The 17,877-nt window shown below is 41.9% G+C and carries 14 protein-coding genes; 8 read left to right on the forward strand and 6 right to left on the reverse strand.

The genetic code is table 11. The features are described from left to right. Positions 1-18: 18 nt before the first annotated feature. The 3 genes from AC1F2U_RS00365 (at position 19) to AC1F2U_RS00375 (ending at position 6,515) form a co-directional block, all read left to right on the forward strand. Positions 19-522 (forward strand): MOSC domain-containing protein, encoded by a 504-nt coding sequence (locus tag AC1F2U_RS00365; protein WP_480259332.1) that lies wholly within the window; start codon positions 19-21, stop codon positions 520-522. Between the two features lie 44 nt (positions 523-566). Beyond that, positions 567-656 (forward strand): 3-alpha domain-containing protein, encoded by a 90-nt coding sequence (locus AC1F2U_RS00370; protein WP_480259333.1) that lies wholly within the window; start codon positions 567-569, stop codon positions 654-656. 390 nt (positions 657-1,046) lie between these two features. Further along, a complete protein-coding gene (locus AC1F2U_RS00375; protein WP_480259334.1) occupies positions 1,047-6,515 on the forward strand; it encodes a trifunctional serine/threonine-protein kinase/ATP-binding protein/sensor histidine kinase in 5,469 nt (1,822 codons plus the stop codon). Positions 6,516-6,768: 253 nt separating this feature from the next. Here the strand turns inward: AC1F2U_RS00375 and AC1F2U_RS00380 are convergent, their stop codons facing one another. Then, on the reverse strand, positions 6,769-7,569 hold the full coding sequence (locus AC1F2U_RS00380) for an RMD1 family protein (RefSeq protein WP_480259335.1): 801 nt from the start codon (positions 7,567-7,569) through the stop codon (positions 6,769-6,771). Positions 7,570-7,798: 229 nt separating this feature from the next. Between AC1F2U_RS00380 and AC1F2U_RS00385 the strand changes: the two genes are divergently transcribed. After that, entirely contained in the window at positions 7,799-9,286 is a 1,488-nt protein-coding gene (locus tag AC1F2U_RS00385) for a CIA30 family protein (RefSeq protein ID WP_480259336.1), read from the forward strand. Positions 9,287-9,365: 79 nt separating this feature from the next. After that, positions 9,366-9,713, forward strand: coding sequence for a hypothetical protein (locus tag AC1F2U_RS00390; protein WP_480259337.1), 348 nt, complete (start codon positions 9,366-9,368; stop codon positions 9,711-9,713). Positions 9,714-9,914: 201 nt separating this feature from the next. Here the strand turns inward: AC1F2U_RS00390 and AC1F2U_RS00395 are convergent, their stop codons facing one another. Genes AC1F2U_RS00395 through AC1F2U_RS00405 form a run of 3 tightly spaced genes read right to left on the reverse strand, consistent with a single transcriptional unit; the run spans position 9,915 to position 12,786 of the window. Next, on the reverse strand, positions 9,915-11,429 hold the full coding sequence (locus AC1F2U_RS00395; RefSeq protein ID WP_480259338.1) for a GH3 family acyl-acid amido synthetase: 1,515 nt from the start codon (positions 11,427-11,429) through the stop codon (positions 9,915-9,917). Beyond that, complete coding sequence (locus AC1F2U_RS00400) at positions 11,429-12,037, reverse strand: acyltransferase (protein ID WP_480259339.1); 609 nt, start codon at positions 12,035-12,037, stop codon at positions 11,429-11,431. The genes AC1F2U_RS00395 and AC1F2U_RS00400 overlap by 1 nt, the downstream gene beginning before the upstream one ends. After that, positions 12,034-12,786 carry a sterol desaturase family protein gene (locus AC1F2U_RS00405; RefSeq protein WP_480259340.1) on the reverse strand — a complete coding sequence of 251 codons (753 nt, stop codon included), beginning with the start codon at positions 12,784-12,786 and terminating at the stop codon, positions 12,034-12,036. Before AC1F2U_RS00405 ends, AC1F2U_RS00400 begins: the two co-directional genes overlap by 4 nt. Before the next feature lie 319 nt (positions 12,787-13,105). On the opposite strand from AC1F2U_RS00405, the gene AC1F2U_RS00410 reads away from it, so the two are divergent. Beyond that, complete coding sequence (locus AC1F2U_RS00410; protein WP_480259341.1) at positions 13,106-14,746, forward strand: purple acid phosphatase family protein; 1,641 nt, start codon at positions 13,106-13,108, stop codon at positions 14,744-14,746. 49 nt (positions 14,747-14,795) lie between these two features. On the opposite strand, the gene AC1F2U_RS00415 is transcribed toward AC1F2U_RS00410, so the two are convergent. Further along, entirely contained in the window at positions 14,796-15,062 is a 267-nt protein-coding gene (locus AC1F2U_RS00415) for a hypothetical protein (RefSeq protein ID WP_480259342.1), read from the reverse strand. Positions 15,063-15,071: 9 nt separating this feature from the next. Continuing rightward, positions 15,072-16,004, reverse strand: a complete 933-nt coding sequence (locus AC1F2U_RS00420) for a serine hydrolase (RefSeq protein WP_480259343.1) — start codon at positions 16,002-16,004, stop codon at positions 15,072-15,074. A gap of 9 nt (positions 16,005-16,013) precedes the next feature. On the opposite strand from AC1F2U_RS00420, the gene AC1F2U_RS00425 reads away from it, so the two are divergent. Together AC1F2U_RS00425 and AC1F2U_RS00430 are read left to right on the forward strand one after the other, a co-directional pair. Continuing rightward, the gene (locus AC1F2U_RS00425) at positions 16,014-16,742 is read left to right on the forward strand and encodes a C40 family peptidase (protein ID WP_480259344.1); all 729 of its coding nucleotides are present in this window, start codon (positions 16,014-16,016) and stop codon (positions 16,740-16,742) included. A 14-nt stretch (positions 16,743-16,756) separates the two neighbouring features. Then, on the forward strand, positions 16,757-17,770 hold the full coding sequence (locus AC1F2U_RS00430) for a glycosyltransferase family 2 protein (RefSeq protein WP_480259345.1): 1,014 nt from the start codon (positions 16,757-16,759) through the stop codon (positions 17,768-17,770). Positions 17,771-17,877: the final 107 nt, after the last annotated feature.

Below are 17,877 nucleotides of genomic sequence, written 5' to 3' on the forward strand. Positions count from 1 at the left end.
GAATGCAAATATCTGAAAATGAAACTTATCTCTGTCAACGTCGGACTTCCACGGGAAGTTACCTGGAAAGGGAAAACAGTTAGCACTGGCATTTTCAAAGAGCCAGTTAGCGATCGCGTTACTGTGCGATCGCTTAATTTGGACGGGGATGGACAGGCTGATTTAACCGTTCATGGAGGAGCAGATAAAGCAGTTTATGTATACCCATTCGAGCATTACGAGTATTGGCGGCGTGAATTGCCTGACACAGAACTGCCGTTAGGTATTTTTGGTGAAAATTTTACGACCACTGGATTGAGAGAAGAAGAAGTGAACATTGGCGATCGCTTTCAGATTGGCAATGTCAGGTTAATGGTGACACAACCTCGCTTACCCTGTTACAAACTGGGGATTCGCTTTGGACGACCTGATATAGTTAAGCAATTTCTCGCAAGTCGTCGAACCGGATTTTACTTCCGTGTTTTGCAAGAGGGCGAAGTTGGAGCCGGAGACAATTTAGAGTTGGTGAGCCGGGATAATTAATAATAAATAATAACATCACGGTTGCCGATATCACTCAACTTTATGTGCGCGAGCAGGATAATCCAGAGTTACTTCGCCGCGCTACTCAACTTGAAGCTTTACCCCAAAGTTGGCGCGACTATTTCCAGAGGTAATTAGGTAATTGACACTCTCACCGCCACAGCGTAGCTTTGGCGGGGTGGGGTTCTTCAGGTTTAATAAGTAATCTAGCGAACATAATATTAGATATCTTTTATCGAGAAACTAGCTCTTGCGAAAATCCAACGATTCTTTTGTTGCAGAGAAAATAGGCGTTGGCTTTGATTCGTTGTGTCATGTCTTTACTTGCGGCTGCGATAAGATAAGCGTTAGTTCATTACAGGTCAAAAACACGCGAAATATAGTGAAAATAAAGTAATAATATACACTTTGAATTAAAATAATTCATGTAACATCTCGTAAAAATATGCTTATTTTTGTCTCAGATGTTACAAAGCTAAACTTGCATGGGCATATTAAGAATGCTTATATTGCAAGAGAAAACAATGACAGCTACTTTATCTGGTTATCAACTCCTCGAAACCCTTCACTCCGGTAGTAAAACCGTCATTTATCGTGGACGGCGAGAAACCGATAATGTCTCTGTGGCGATCAAAACTCTTCTGTGCGAACATCCACCACTGGAAGATGTTGCTCGACTGCGCCACGAATATCAAATCATTGAGTCACTGCGAATTCCTGGCATTGTTAAAGCCTACGAGTTAAAGAATTATCAGCATGGTTTGGCTTTGGTTTTGGAAGATATTCCAGGTTGCTTGCTCAAAGAAATGATTGCGACTCAAAAAACTACCTTGATTACTTTTCTTAAGGTGGCGATTAATTTAGCACAGACTTTAGGAGAGCTACACGCCCAAAAAATTATACATAAAGATATTAAGCCGCACAATATTTTAATTAATCCCGAATCAGGGGAAATCAAACTGATTGACTTCAGCATCTCCTCGCGCCTCGATCGAGAAAATCCTACCTTGAGCAATCCTAATTTGCTTGAAGGTACACTTGCCTATATGTCGCCTGAGCAAACAGGCAGAATGAACCGGGTGTGCGACTATCGCACCGACTTCTACTCGTTGGGTGTCACCTTGTATGAAATGCTAACTGGTACGCTGCCGTTTCATGCTAGTGACCCGATGGAGTTGATCCACTGTCACATCGCCAAAATGCCAGTTGCACCCTGTAGTGAAACCGTGTGTCGCGTTCTGGAAGATGTGCCAGAGGCGATTAGTGCAATTATTTTGAAGTTGTTAGCGAAAACAGCAGAGGAGCGGTATCAAAGCGCTTGGGGACTGAAAGCGGATTTAGAGGAATGCTTGTTTCAACTTCAAGTGATTGGCAAGATTGAAAACTTCGTACCAGGGAGACGGGACAAATCTGGGCATTTTTTGATTGGACAACAACTCTACGGACGCGAAGCAGAAGTAGCAACATTAATGACTGCATTTGAGCGTGTGGCAGGAGGTAGCAGCGAACTCATGCTCGTCTCTGGTTATTCGGGCATTGGCAAGACGAGTGTCGTCAATGAAGTTCATAAACCGATTGTGGGGGCAAGAGGTTATTTCATTGCAGGCAAATTCGATCAGTTCAAGCGCAATATTCCATACACGTCGTTGATTCAGGCGTTCCAATCTTTGAGTCAGCAATTACTCACCGAAAGCGTTGCCCAAATCCAAGGGTGGAAAAAGAAACTGTTAACCGCGTTGGGAGAAAATGGGCAAGTCATTATTGATGTGATTCCCGAAGTCGAACTCATTATTGGTACTCAGCCACCTGTAACACAATTGGGAGCGACAGAATCTCAAAATCGTTTCAATCGCGTCTTTGGGCAATTTATTGGGGTATTCACGAACCAAGACCATCCCTTAGTTGTCTTTCTGGATGACTTGCAGTGGGCAGATTCGGCATCACTGAACTTAATTGAGCTATTGATGACGGATACTGAGCGCAAATATTTATTGCTAATCGGGGCATACCGCGATAATGAAGTGTCGCCCACCCATCCATTGATGATGAGTTTGTCCAAAATTCAATCTTCTGGTGCGGTGGTGAATAACATCGTCTTGTCATCATTGCAGTTAACGGATGTAGAAACGTTAATTGGCGATACATTGAATCATATAGAACGCAGTCAGCCACTAGCAGAATTACTATTCCACAAAACTGGAGGAAACCCCTTCTTCTTAACACAACTGCTGAAAACCCTACACCAAGAAGACTTACTAACATACGACTTCCATTCAGGAGTATGGCAATGGAATATCCAACATATTCAAGCAATCGGCATTACTGACCTGAATGTGGTTGAACTGACAGCGAGAAATATTCGCAAACTGTCATTAGAAACGCAACAAGTTCTGAAACTGGCTGCTTGTATTGGTAATACTTTTAACTTAGATGTATTAGCGATCGTTAACGAAGCATCTTCTCTAACCACTGCGGCGCAATTGTGGTCAGCCCTGCAAGCTGGGTTAATTCTGCCGTTAAATCAGGATTACAAAATTCCCTTAGTCTTTAGTCAGGAAGAATCTGACGGAATTAATTTAACTGATGTCAAAGTTGATTACAAGTTTTTACATGACCGCGTACAGCAAGCGGCGTATTCTCTGATTCCCGACGATCGCAAGCAAGCAACGCATCTAAAAATTGGTCAATTATTGCTGCAAAATACGACACCAGAAGAACGCAAAGAAAATATATTTGCTTTAGTTAATCAACTCAATTACGGTACTGATTTACTGATATCTGAAAGAGAAAAATATCAACTTGCAGAACTAAACCTCATCGCCGGTCAGAGAGCAAAAGCAGCCACAGCCCATGATTCCGCCATCAAATATTTGCAAGTTGGTTTGGGACTGTTAGCAGAAGCAAGCTGGAAGTGTGAATATGAACTGATATTAGCACTGCACTCAGAAGCAGCAGAAGCAGCTTTTTTGAGCGGTGATTTTGAAGAAATGCAGAGATTGTTTGAGATCGTACAAAGCCGTGCTGTAACCCTACTGGACAAAATTAAAGTGTATGAAGTCCAAATGCAAGCTTATATGGCGCAGAACAGGCTGCTAGAAGCGGTTAACACAGCGCTACAAGTTTTAAAGCTGTTAGGGGTGGAGTTTCCTCAAGAACCGAACGCGTCAGATATTGGGCAAGGATTGGCGGACACTGCGGCAATTTTGAGTGGAAGGCGAATTGAGGATTTAATTGAACTACCTCAAATGAGCGATCGCTATAAATTAGCAGCCATTAGACTTTTGTCAAGTATCTTTGCTCCTGCATATATTGTTGCTCCTGCACTGTTGCCCTTGACGGTGTGCAAACAAGTACAATTATCCGTCGAATATGGTAATGCTGCCGTTTCTGGGTTCGCTTATGCCAATTATGGTTTTCTTCTTTGTGCCATTGTAGGAGATATTGATTCAGGTTATAAATTTGGTCAATTGGCTTTAAATCTAGTGTCAAAGTTAAATGCTCAAGAAATCAAAGCCAAGACAGTTTTCATCGTAAATCTATTTATCCGACATTGGAAAGAGCATTTGAGAGAAACCTTAGAGCCTTTGATGTCAGGTTACTCTAGCGGAATGGAGACAGGAGATTTAGAATATGCAGGCTATTGTCTACTACAGTACTCCTGTTTAGCTTACTTTAGCGGTAAAGAACTGACTGTCCTTGAAAGAGAAATAGCAAGAAACAGAGATGCTATTCATAAAATTAAGCAAGAAACAGCGCTTAATTATATAGAAATCTATTGGCAGGCTACCTTAAATCTACTGGGAAAAAGTGAAAATCCCTGCCTTATCAAGGGTGAAGCCTGCGATGAACAGATAAGGTTGCCACTGCACCAGCAAGCAAATGACAATGCGGGAGTTGGCTACATATATTTGAATAAATTTTTGCTTTGTTATTGGTTTGAAAATTACTCGGAAGCGATTGAGAATCTCGCTATAGCGGAGAAGTATTTAGATGCAGTGGTAGGAATGCCCCTTGTTCCTGTATTCAATTTTTACGATTCTTTAGTACGGCTAGCGGTGTATCCCAATAGCCAAGAATCGGAGCAAAAGGCCATCCTCGATCGCGTCCAAGCTAATCAAGAAAAAATCCAAAAATGGGCAGATTATGCGCCAATGAATCATTTACACAAATTCTATTTGGTAGAGGCAGAACGGCATCGGGTTTTAGGCGAAAAAATCGAAGCCATCGAGATGTATGAAAAAGCGATCGCACTTGCTAAAGAAAACGAGTATATCAATGAAGAAGCGATCGCTCACGAACTCGCTGCCAAATTCTATTTGTCATGGGGTAAAGAAGCCATTGCCCAAACATACATGACAAATGCTTACTACGCCTACAGCCATTGGGGTGCTGTTGCTAAAGTCAAAGATTTAGAAACACGCTATCCGCAATTAATTTTGCGGTCAAATACAGAAAAAATAGAAACGAATTACCTACACACTCTTCAAACAAGCTCTACGACTACTGGAGGCGCTCACATTCTCGATTTTATGACAGTGATGAAAGCTGCACAGGTGCTGTCAGAAGAAATGGTGCTAACTCAGTTGCTCGAAAAATTGATGAAGATTGTCGTCGAAAATGCTGGCGCTCAACAAGGTTACTTTATTGCCAAGCACGAGAATCAATGGATGTTAGAAGCGACGGGAATAGTTATAGGTAAAGAGGTTAGTGTTGTTGTCAACACAGAGGATAAAACTAATTCACCCTTACTCCCGATTGCCTTATGCAACTATGTGGAAAGAACTAGAAACAATCTGGTTTTAGACAATGCTGTTAAAGACTCCCGTTTTGTGGCTGATGCTTATATCACCACTTACCAATCCAAATCAATTTTGTGTTTGCCGCTGATTCACTCTGGCAAGTTTACTGGTATTATTTACCTGGAAAATAATCTCATTTCTGGTGCTTTTACCCCAGAACGGGTAAATGTGCTGAGTCTGTTGATAGCACAAATTTCGATCGCGATCGACAACGCCCGTCTTTACACCAACCTGCAAGCTTACTCGGAACAACTAGAAGCTAAATCACAAGAACTCGAAACTAAAAATGCAGCTTTGCAAGCATCCGAAACGCGAGAGCGAGAAAAAGCCGAACAAATCGAAAAATCTCTGTATAAACTACAACAGACTCAGGCTCAACTTGTGCAGACCGAGAAAATGTCGAGCTTGGGACAACTGGTAGCTGGGGTTGCTCACGAAATCAACAATCCAGTCAATTTTATCTTTGGCAATCTGACCCATGCCAACAGTTACACCCAAGAGGTGCTAAGACTGCTGGAACTTTATCAGAAGCATTACCCATCTCCCCATCCAGAGATTCAGGAAGAAGCAGAGGCGATCGATCTAGAATTCGTGCTAGAAGACCTGCCGAAGCTACTGTCTTCTATGTGGGTTGGGGCAGACCGGATTCGGCAAATTGTCGCTTCTCTGCGAACTTTCTCACGCATGGACGAAGCCGAAATTAAAGCTGTTAATATTCATGAGGGCATTGATAGTACCATAATGATTCTGCAACATCGCCTCAAAGCCAAGTCAGATCGTCCCGCTATTGAGCTTATTAAACACTACGGTAATTTGCCCCAAGTGGAATGCTATGCAGGGCAGCTAAATCAAGTATTTATGAATGTGTTGAGTAATGCGATCGATGCTTTAGAAGAGTCATTAACAGACAATCAAGGACAAATAAAAATTCCAACTATTACTATTCACACTGAACAAGTTGACGCCCAGCAAGTCGAAATTCGGATTGCAGACAATGGGATGAGTATACCAGAGCCTGTTCGCCGTCGCCTGTTCGATCCTTTCTTCACCACAAAACCTGTGGGTAAAGGAACAGGTATGGGCTTGTCGATTAGCTATCAAATCGTTACCGAAAAACATGGTGGTTCACTCTCTTGCACTTCAGAACCCGGCGAGGGAGCGGAGTTTCAAATCCGTATTCCAGTTTGTCAGTAAGTTTGCAAGAACATTGCTGGGTAGTGGTAAAGAAGAAGGGTGTAGGGGATAGGGTGTGGTCTAGTGAGGACGGCATTGATAGGGGCTTGAAACCCCGACCAGTGCAATCGCCTTAAAAGACGGGGCTTTTACCCAAGGGTTGTTGGGGCTATTTTCCCCCACATCATACAGAATTGATATGAGGAGCGATTTCTCGCACTGAATTTTAAGTAGTTGCGATCGCTCCCTCGCCAGCGCAACCCTAAATTTAGCTTTAGCCTTTGAAAAGGATATCGTACAGTGATAGTAAAACCTCTACCACAATTAGAATCACCACATACCACTCTACTCGCTGACTACTGCTATGCTGCATGAACTCCAGCACCGTTTGGGCGGTTTGGGCAATTAGCTCTAGTTTACGTTCCAGCGCATGGTGACGCTCGCGGATTTCGTATTCATCTTCCAAGCGCAGATATAAGTTTTCTAGCTGTGGAGATTCCCAGAGTAACTCCGGCTTATCGATAATTTCTACTTGACCCACAATCTTATGTTGAACTAATAGGGTAGTCCCAAGTTGACGCAGTAATTCCCGGCTTTGTTGTCTACTCCTGTTTTCACGCTGGAGACTAGCTGCAAATGGTTCAATTTGATCGAATACAGTCGCTAGGCTGGTTTCATAGTGAGACAGTACAACACTCTTGGCGAGAATATCAGCCACTATTTGCAAGCGTTCTATACTCAATTCATGCAGTAAAATTTTTCCTTCCTTAGCTCGTTCACTCTCTGTAATACTGAGATGAACTTCCACCTCTTCTGTTTCCGGGTCGGCAAAAGGGCCGCTAATTTGAGAAGATAGTTTGCTCAAAAAGGCTACTTTTTCTACAGGCTCAAGGTTAAACAGGACAACTGCACCATAGGCCAGCAATACTGCGTACCCTTCCTCACCGACTTTAACCAATACTGGCATACTCGCCAAGGAAACGTAATTCTCCAGCGTCTGTAAATTAATACCTTTACCAAGGAATAGGGCCTGGGCTTTAAATCTATCTTTGTCATTAAAAAGGAGTTTTTGCATTATTGCCCGGAAGCTATATTCTGCCTGCTTTACTGCTCTGGTAGCGATAGTAATTTATGCCTGTTGTCAGAAATAACTACAATCTCAGCTTACCATTTCGTCTTTCCCCTACATCCCATACCCTGTTTTAGATACTCTTGCGCGCTGAATAAATTACAGCGCTTTTCAAGTAATTGAACGACACTTCCTCCAAAATTGTTAGAGTGAATAAAGTTATGAGGACGCAAATATGACTGACAAAAATCGTTCTCAATGGGACTTAGGCAGGTTTATCGAAACCCTGACTTACTTTGAGGTAATTCCTTTCCTTAACTGGGTACAGCAATTAATCCAAGGTCGTCCTAAGGATAATCAATATAGACCCAATGGAGGAAGAAAGGTGGGTGTAATATTAGTAGCAGGTGCAACAGGTGGTGTCGGTAAACGAGTCGTCCAGCGATCGCTCCAACAAGGTTATAAAGTTCGCGCTCTAGTTCGAGATATTGACAAAGCGCGGTCAATTCTTGGTAATGATATCGATTTAGTAGTTGCGGATATCACGCAACCAGAAACTTTAACTCCTTTAGTTATGGCTGATATCCAAGCTGTAATTTGTTGCACAGCAGTACGCGTACAACCAGTTGAGGGAGACACAGCAGATAGAGCCAAATATTATCAAGGTGTGAAATTTTACCAGCCAGAAATTGTTGGTGACACTCCCGAAAATGTAGAATATCAAGGAGTGAAAAACTTAGTCCAAGCTGCGGCAAAATATCTACCCCAAGCGAAGGAAAAACTAATATTTGATTTCACCAAGCCATCAGCAGAATTAAAGGATAACTGGGGAGCGCTGGATGATGTTGTCATGGGTGGCGTGAGTGCCAGTAATATCCAATTAGTAGAAAATACAGCTTTATTTGCGGGTAATGTCTCCACCGCTAACTCTGGCGGATTTGTTTCTGTCAGAACGAAGAATTTTGATCCACCTTTCAACTTATCTAGTTATGAAGGTGTGAAATTGCGTGTCAAAGGTGATGGTCAACGCTATAAAATATTTCTACGGACAGATACAACATGGGATGGTATTGGCTATAGCTATTCTTTCGATACCGTAGCTAATACCTGGATAGATATTCACATTCCCTTTGCGGATTTGATTCCCGTCTTTCGAGCAAAAACTGTCAAAGATGCGCCGCCACTTGAGCAAAGTAGAATTTGCTCAATCCAACTGATGTTGAGCAAATTTGAACATGATGGCGCTTTAAATCCGAAATTTTCCCCAGGTAGTTTTACCTTTCAGATGGAATCAATTAAAGCTTATGGGGGGGCAACTTTACCACAATTTATTCTCGTCAGTTCAGCAGGTGTCACTCGTCCCGGTCGTCCTGGCATTAATTTAGATGAAGAACCGCCAGCAGTGAAATTAAATGAGCAATTGGGAGGAATTTTAACTTGGAAGTTGAAGGGAGAAGATAGTTTAAGAGAAAGCGGAATTCCTTATACAATTATTAGACCTTGTGCTTTAACTGAAGACGCAGGAGGTAAGGAATTAATATTTGAGCAAGGTGATAATATTAGGGGCAAAATCAGTCGTGAGGATGTGGCAGAACTTTGCGTACAAGCGTTAAAACTAGAAAAAGCTTCTAACGTCACATTTGAGGTTAAACAGGGAGAAAATACTGTCAACTCTATCGATTGGCAGAGTTTATTTTCTAACTTACAACCAGATAAGAGATGAAATATCTACAGACTTTTAGTCTGTAATTATCCCAACAAAGTTTGGTTAGATAGACTGTTCTAACAAGTCAGCTATTGGTATGAAAAAAATCAAGGTGCTAGTAATCGCCGGGATTTTAGTAACAATTCTTTGGGGCAGTTTTTTTTCTCAAACTGCCTCATCGCAGCAAGTAGAGTCCCGCATCTACAATCTGGAAGCGGACTTGAATCGTGTTGAGTCGCGGTTAAATCAGTTAGAGTCTCAGCTAGGTAGAACTCGCCAGTCTCCATCTTCAAGAACAACACTTACCCCACGACAGTCAACTGGTTCTAGAAGGAACTTATCACAGCAAGATCCGATGTTCGATCGGCTTGCAACTTTGGTGATTGAATTGAAGCAACAAGTTAATAAATTAGAGGCACGAGTTGCTAAATTAGAATCGCGCTAAATATTTAATCAAATTTTAAAAGATTAGTACCGCAAGGCGGAATTAAAAATTAAAAATTAAAAATTAAAAATGAACACATTAAGGTGAGAGACGCGATGAATCGCCGTCTCTACAATAATTAGTTTTTCGTGTTGACGGCGATTTGTCCCATATTTGCGATCTAAAATTTTCATCAAAAAACCTTAACAAAACCGTATTGAGCTATTTTTGGGCAATGTTCAACTTCAATTCTTGTAAAAGCTCAGTGCTAATGGGTGATGTTGCCAGAATTGGATGCTTAATACCTCCCCAAATACTTCCAGTGCGGATACGATGGGAAACTAATATTTCAGGAATTTGACTAGAGATTAAAACCTGTGGTGGTGCGAGTTGATCGATGGCTCGCGCTCTTTTGTAATGATACGATTCTGATAGAGCCAGATCGAGTTTTTGAGCGATAATTTCTGGGGTTTCTTTTGCCGAATCTAATAATAGAATATAGTGCGGAGGATCGGCAATCGGCATCAAACTTTTAAAATTAGTTTCTTGCAAGTTCAACTTAATAAGAGCATTATTGACAAAGGTTTCTTGCAACTTTTCGCCCACTAAATCGCTAATGGCTTGATGTCGTCCGAGAAACTCTAAACAGGGAGTGTGGCGATAGTAATGAGTTACCCGGATGCGATCGCCAATTCGATAACGATACAAACCCCCTTTTTGCGATAAAATTATCTTGTATTCCTTGCCAATGTTGAGTTCGTGTAAACCATACAGCGAACCAGCATCATCCTCGAACTCGAAAAACAGTTCATCGAGAACCGGCACACATCCCCCAGCGACAATCAACGGAATCGTCATTGGTGCTTCCGTTGCGAGTAGTCCTTTCCCTTGAATTAATACACCTGGAAATTGCGATCTTAATCCTTGCGCTCGATCTGCTGCATTGGCACTATCCCAGCAAGAAATCAGCTTCAAATTTGGCCAGAGTTGCATCCAGGGAATATTACTTTCGCACAGGAGTTGCAGCCGATGATGTGAAATCCGGTTGTGTAATTCTCTTCGCAATAAATCTTGATTTTCTTGAATATATTTTAAATGTACTTGCAGAAAACTAGGACTCCAAATAGAGATAATTTCTAGTTTTTCAGCCTCTAATAATGCCAAAACCAATTGATGTTTAAATACATTCGCATTATGCAGCCGATTAAGTTTATTTGGCATCACCAACCAAGGACGCAAAAACCAACGTAACCAGCCGTCTAAGTAATCTAGATCGTTCTGTAAAGTTTGGCTATCATCTACATTTAATTGCGGCGAGATACAAGCATAAAGTTTGCCTGTAGAAAATCTCGGGCCATGTACAATCAGATCGTGTGCCCATACACAGAACATTTGATTAAACGATCGCCGCAAAGATTGAGTATAAGGAATCCATTTTACTGCTCCACTACTACCAGAGGTTTTTTCGTAGAACAAAATCGGTTCTGGTGTAAGGGAAATTTGCTGCTGGTTTTGATTTAAGTAAGGTTCGAGTGTATCATAATCTACAATTGGTACGCGCTGCCAATCGTCTACAGAATGAATCTCCAAAGTTTTACCATACTCACTTTTGATTAGGCGATCGCAAATCTCCTTTTGTACAGATGTCTGCGTTAACTCTGGGTTATCTAAAGCTCGATCGAATCGCCTCGCCGCTGGTGCGAGAATTTGCCCAAAAAGCTGAATAATCGGACGCATTATTGCACCTTTTGATTAGGATAAATGTTGCTGGCTGCTGGTAAATAAGAACCATCACAAATGACTACACCAGGAGCAAGGTGAGATCCGGCTCCTACAAAAACATTGCTGCCGATCTTGACTTTTTTGACATACAACATTAAATTTTGCTTGCGGGGTTTAATGATGTGAGAATAGATACCAACACCATGCCCGATAACGACGCGATCGCCAATTTCTAATAAACTGCGATCGGCAATTTCTAAACCTGGTGTCCAGTATACATCTCGCCCCACTTTAGCACCCCACAATCGCAACCAACAGGAAAACACCCCTGGAATCAACCGCAGCACTGCTTCCAACACTGGAATTGCAATAAAAATTACTTGGATTTGATGACTACCCCACCAGGAGTTATATTCTTTATTTTGTAGATAACTAATACCTTCCCGCACAGGATAAACCCATTCATGCAAGCGGTAAACTAGCACTGGTAGCCCATAAATAGAAAGGAATACTCCCAGAATGCTGAAGATGTTGGGTGAATAGGCGAGATAAACTATTGCTGCCCCAGCTAGCAATAATACAAAGGCGGGAAAAAACAAAAGAATTTTACTTATAACAGTCATGAAAATGGAAATAAAAGTTTTTGGAACAAGTTTAATGAGCTAGAAATTCCGATTATAGATGGCATTTTTTTGCTTTCATAATATGTCCCATGTAACTTATCCCAAATTTTTAGATTAGCCCCATAGTTATAATTGTGGATTTCACGGCAATGATGCCAAGCATGATCCTGTGGCAAGATTAACCAAGAAGATAAAAATTGATAAAACCAGCTATTTTCAGGAATTATCAAGCGGCTATGTCGCCATAAATCTAAGGCAGAAGTGAGACTTACTCCAAGTACATAACCTGTTGGATCGGCTAAAAGATACAAAAATAAAGTGTGTATCCATAAATAAACAATTAACAAACTTGTCCAAAGTGTGTTGCGAGAAGTTCCTAATACATCCATCTGAGTAACAGTATGATGAACTTGATGAATCTTCCAGAAAGATTTTGTATGTAATAAACGATGATTCCAATAATATAAATAATCAACCACAACAAAACTGATAAGAAAACTCGGAATTAATGATAATTTTAAATCTCCTTGCTGAGTTGGTAATAAATTTTGATAAAGCCAAAAAACGAAAGTAGCTTGTAATAAGGGAATCAAAATTCCTTGAATCATTAGCCCTGTACCATCAAGCAACCAATCTTCATGACTTTTAACTTGAATTTCAGTTTTTCCAATTTGATTGGTAATAGTCCAACCAACTAATCCGATAAAAGAGCCAAAAATTAGTAGTTGTGAAAAAGTTTGTATTTCCACTTTTAATTACTCACGCTGATATTGAATTTAGCAACTAATTGCCCTATCTGGTTTACTTGCTGCTGACGTTTTAATAAATCCGGTAGCTGCTGGAGTAATTGTTCGGGATTTTGCACACATTTCTTATATTTTCCTCCTGCCTCCTGCCCTCTGCCTCCTGCCTTCCTTGATAAAATGCCTTCAGTCGGTGATTACCCTAAAATTTGGTGTGTTACTCATGCTCAGACGCAAAAGCCGCCGAAAAATTTCCTCAGTAGTTATGCTTGTGCTTGTTATATGCTTTACTCTGGTAGGTGTGCGTTCATTTGGGCAAACAATTATGACATCAGCACCCCAACTGCTCACCGACCCATTTTTGCAATTGCCAACTGCAACTTCAGTGCAAGTAGTTTGGTTTACTGAATTTGCTGGTGTTAATCACACAGTAACCTACGGCGAAAATCTCAAACAAACTGCTAGGGCAAGTACTACCAAACTCAGTCGCACGCGTGAAGACCAACAATCAAGAGTTGCAAACCAAACCCAAGACGGACAAGTTTATCAAAAACCCGTCCAACGGGACATTTGGCGACATGAGGCTGAGGTAACTGGGTTAACTCCTGGTGTGCGGGTTAACTATCGTGTTACAAGTGTGCAAGAAGAGGGCAAAAGTGTTGACAGTGATGTTTTCAGCCTTGCAGCTACTCCCAAATCAGATACACCACTTAAAATTCTACTGACCTCAGATCATCAATTAAAGCCGATGACAGCGGCAAATCTGCAAAAGGTGGTAGAAACAGTGGGGCGAGTTGATGGCGTGTGGTTTGCTGGTGATTTGGTCAATGTTAGCGATCGCGCCTCAGAATGGTTTGATGATAATGGTGGTAGTGCGTTGTTTCCTGGTTTACAAGGTCGTGCTAAATATGAAATGACGCACGACGGTGTTAAGATAACCTACACTGGTGGACAAATAATTCAACATACACCCATGTTTACTTGCATTGGCAATCATGAGGTGATGGGGCGCTTTGCCAGGACGGGAAGTTTAAATGATGAATTTGATGATACAATTCCCCGTGCCGTCGCTCAAAAAATCTACCCAGAGAAATCTTTAATCGATAATTCTTTTAATACTAATACCTACGAAGAGATTTTCTCTTTACCAAAAAGTAAAGAGGGTGGAAAAAGGTATTATGCAGTTAGTTTTGGTGATACGCGTTTGGTGGTACTGTACGCTACGAATATGTGGCGAACTCCCAAATTAGATGGAAAGTTTAAAGGTAGATATCGAGAAGCAGAAAAGGATTTAAATAATCCTGAGGATTGGGGTTATGGACAAGTGATTTATGAGCCAATTGCTAAAGGCAGCAAGCAATATAATTGGCTAGAGTCGGAACTTAACAGCCCTGAGTTTCAACAAGCAAAATACAAAGTTGTGATGTTCCATCACCCACCCCATACTTTGGGTGATAATATAGTTCCTGCTTATACAGAACCATTACAGATAATTGAACGGGATGGCGGCAATATCAAAGCAGTGCGTTACGAGTATCCCAAAGACGCAGATTATATTATCCGCGATGTTGTCCCAATACTTGAAGCAGCTAATGTGCAATTAGTATTTTATGGGCATTCCCATTTGTGGAACCGCTTTGTTAGTCCCAGTGGAATGCACTTTCTAGAAACATCTAATGTAGGTAATAGTTACGGCGCTGCTTGGGGTGATAGAAAGCGAGAAGTACCAATTGGATATCAAGAGGATTATGTTAAGCTTGGCGATCCCAATGGGTTAGAACCGATAGTGCCAACAATTGCCCCAATGCTTGGTGAAGATGGAAAGCCGATGCCTTATATTGCGAGTAATGATATTACAGTTTTCAGTATCTTTGATACGGGGACGGGTACGATAAGTAGTTATCGCTTTGATACTCGCAAGCCTGATTCGGAAGTTTTGAAGTTTGATGAATTTAAGTTGAAATAGCCAAGGCAATGGAATTCGCAGCTACACAAACAAAGTCTGCCTCCGCGGACTAAGTACAGCATTTCATTAATTCGTAGCGAATTAAATTTGGCAATGCCAATGCATCGACTAACAATGCCAATGCATCGACTGACAATGCCAATGCATCGACTGACAATACCAATGCATCGACTGACAATGCCAATGCGTCCCCTTGCATTAAAAACGCTATGATTTTACGCAAAGCTGTACTCAAAAAATTGAGGGTTTGAACCCACGGAGGTCGGTTTTGCCTGTGTAGACGAGGTTTATAACTGCCGATTGCACCTAAGTTCATAGGAGTGGATTATAGACTAGCGATCGCATCGGCAATTAATTTAGAAACAAAGGGCAAAATAGCCTGACTCTTAGCCTGCGCTTTCCCTTCAGTAAATACCACTAAGAGATAAGGGCGCTGTCCTGGTAACTCAATATAGGCAGCATCATGGCGAACTTGACTTGTCCAACCTGCCTTTGACCAAATTTGAGCATTTTCAGGGAGTCCACCGCCTAAAAAACCTGTTACCTGATCTTCCTCTCTGTCAGTGGGCAAATCGTTGAGAGGACGTTTGAGTAAAGCCATCATAGCTTGCGATCGCGCACTTGAAACCGCCACTCCACCTACTATACTATGCAGTAACCTAGCGATCGCATTTGTGGTCAACATATTGCGATTTTCCAGTAACTCTCCCACGAATGCCCGTTCTCGTCCATAAGGGCCCTCACTCCAAGTTTTTTGACAGACGTTTATTGTCTCCATTTCTTCCCAACCCAAGGATTGGTAATAGCGGTTAACAATATTACGCTGATATTTCCAGGTTTCAAAGGGGCCGATTGGTAATTCTGGCCCTGATGTGGTGCCACTCAAAATATCCACAACCAAGCTGGTAGCATCGTTACTAGAATCGACAATCATATCCCGCAAGGCTCGCTCCAACTCCTTGGAAGTTTGACTCATGCCTTTTTCTAGCCATTCATTTACCGCCACCAGGTAAAATAGCTTGACTATACTAGCAGGATAAATCCGCTCAACACCGCGATAAGTGAAACCACGAACTGGATGATCCCAAAAAGCGTTGGGAGTTAGCGCCCCGCCAGTATTTACTCGCACTGGTGGATCGTAAACAACCCAAGTCAAGGCAATTTGGTTACGTGCTAAGGTCGGAAATGCTGCCCAAGTTGCATCTAAAATGCCATTACCAAGATTTTCGAGTTGTTCGTCTTTATTAAAAAAAATCATTCTCTGATAATGTCCTTTAATCTAAAATCCAAAATGGTTCGACTGAGCGAAGCCGAAGTCCAAAATCCAAAATCAGGGGAGTATCAGTGTTTAGCTGACCTGAATTTATATGATTCTCCTGAATGTACGCGTTTAGCAACTCAAGCCGCATCTGGGCGACATTTGTGGGTAACATCAAATCATCAAAATTCGGCGGTTGAGGTGTATTTATGTGAAGATGACTATCCAGGATGGCTATCTCTTTCAGATTTTGATTCATTACAATCTGCTACTGTACCTTATCAGGCTGCAACATTTTCTGAATCGGAGATTAAAAAACTCCTAGCAGAGATTATCGCCTTTACCCAAAAAGCGATGCAACAATCAAATTATTATCTTTGGGGTGGTACGGTTGGGCCAAATTATGACTGTTCTGGGTTGATGCAAGCGGCGTTTGCTTCAGTGGGTATTTGGCTACCTAGAGATGCTTATCAACAGGAAGGATTCACTCAACCAATTACGATTGCAGAATTAGCAGCCGGGGATCTGGTATTTTTTGGAACTAGTCAAAAAGCCACCCATGTCGGGCTTTATTTGGCGGATGGTTATTATATCCATAGTTCTGGGAAAGAGCAGGGGCGGAATGGGATCGGAATTGATATTCTCTCGGAACAGGGAGATGCGGTTAGTCAGTCGTATTATCAGCAGCTGCGAGGTGCTGGTAGAGTTTTGAAGAGTTACGAACCACAGAGACGCTGAGGGCGCTGAGGCTTATGAGGAGTGGGTTGGTTTCCGAAAGGAGTAGTGAGGAAAATGGGGCGATTTCAGCAATTGTCCCAGATGTTTCGGTGGTAGTACCAATACATGACGAGGTGGAGAGTTTGCCGCTTTTACTAGAAGCGATCGCCTCTACTTTATCTTCTAGTCAGGTAAATTATGAAATCATTTGTGTAGATGATGGTTCTACAGATGGTTCTGGGGATTTTCTCAAAGAACAGGCGCAAATCCGCACTGATTTAAAAGCGGTGATTTTGCGTCGCAACTACGGACAAACTGCGGCGATGGCTGCTGGATTTTATTATGCAGTCGGTAAAGCGATCGTTACTTTAGATGCCGATCTCCAGAACGATCCCGCTGATATCCCCATGTTATTGGCAAAGCTGGATGAGGGTTACGATTTGGTGAGTGGTTGGCGGCAAAAACGCCAAGATGGTGCTGTAAATCGGTTACTTCCTTCCAAAATTGCCAATTGGCTAATTCGCCGCACCACTAGCGTGAATATTCATGACTATGGCTGTTCGCTGAAAGCCTATCGTTCAGAACTTTTGGCAGATATGAATCTCTACGGGGAGTTACATCGATTTTTACCTGCTTTGGCGTACATCGAAGGAGCTAGAATTACCGAAATACCTGTACGTCATCACGCCCGCCGCTTTGGTCGTAGTAAATATGGAATTTGGCGGACATTCCGGGTATTGATGGATTTGTTAACCATTCTGTTTATGAAAAAATTCCTTACCCGTCCGATGCACGTTTTTGGGCTGTTGGGCTTGATTTCAATGTTTTCGGGTACTGCGATCGGAATTTACTTGACTTTCGTCAAATTGGCTTTAGGTGAGATGATTGGCAATCGCCCTCTGCTGATTTTAGCAGTTCTCCTGCTACTAACCGGAGTACAGTTGTTTTGCTTCGGACTTTTAGCAGAATTGCTCATGCGTACATACCACGAATCCCAAGGACGGCCTATCTATCGCGTGCGAGAGGTGGTAGCAAAAAATGTTAAGTAGCGTAACAATAGTAGTCATAAGTCATTAGTCATTAGTCATTGGTCATTAGTAAATATTGGTTGACTCTAGACAAAGGACAAATGACAAATGACAAAGGACAAAGGACA

The sequence above is a fragment of the Nostoc sp. LEGE 12454 genome (assembly GCF_056620565.1).

Excerpts from the sequence above, each read along its gene's own strand:
- AC1F2U_RS00365 (WP_480259332.1), top strand. The coding sequence starts at position 19 with ATGAAACTTATCTCTGTCAACGTCGGACTTCCACGGGAAGTTACCTGG.
- AC1F2U_RS00375 (WP_480259334.1), top strand. The coding sequence starts at position 1,047 with ATGACAGCTACTTTATCTGGTTATCAACTCCTCGAAACCCTTCACTCC.
- AC1F2U_RS00380 (WP_480259335.1), bottom strand. The coding sequence starts at position 7,569 with ATGCAAAAACTCCTTTTTAATGACAAAGATAGATTTAAAGCCCAGGCC.
- AC1F2U_RS00385 (WP_480259336.1), top strand. The coding sequence starts at position 7,799 with ATGACTGACAAAAATCGTTCTCAATGGGACTTAGGCAGGTTTATCGAA.
- AC1F2U_RS00390 (WP_480259337.1), top strand. The coding sequence starts at position 9,366 with ATGAAAAAAATCAAGGTGCTAGTAATCGCCGGGATTTTAGTAACAATT.
- AC1F2U_RS00395 (WP_480259338.1), bottom strand. The coding sequence starts at position 11,429 with ATGCGTCCGATTATTCAGCTTTTTGGGCAAATTCTCGCACCAGCGGCG.
- AC1F2U_RS00400 (WP_480259339.1), bottom strand. The coding sequence starts at position 12,037 with ATGACTGTTATAAGTAAAATTCTTTTGTTTTTTCCCGCCTTTGTATTA.
- AC1F2U_RS00410 (WP_480259341.1), top strand. The coding sequence starts at position 13,106 with ATGACATCAGCACCCCAACTGCTCACCGACCCATTTTTGCAATTGCCA.
- AC1F2U_RS00415 (WP_480259342.1), bottom strand. The coding sequence starts at position 15,062 with ATGAACTTAGGTGCAATCGGCAGTTATAAACCTCGTCTACACAGGCAA.
- AC1F2U_RS00420 (WP_480259343.1), bottom strand. The coding sequence starts at position 16,004 with ATGATTTTTTTTAATAAAGACGAACAACTCGAAAATCTTGGTAATGGC.
- AC1F2U_RS00425 (WP_480259344.1), top strand. The coding sequence starts at position 16,014 with ATGTCCTTTAATCTAAAATCCAAAATGGTTCGACTGAGCGAAGCCGAA.
- AC1F2U_RS00430 (WP_480259345.1), top strand. The coding sequence starts at position 16,757 with ATGAGGAGTGGGTTGGTTTCCGAAAGGAGTAGTGAGGAAAATGGGGCG.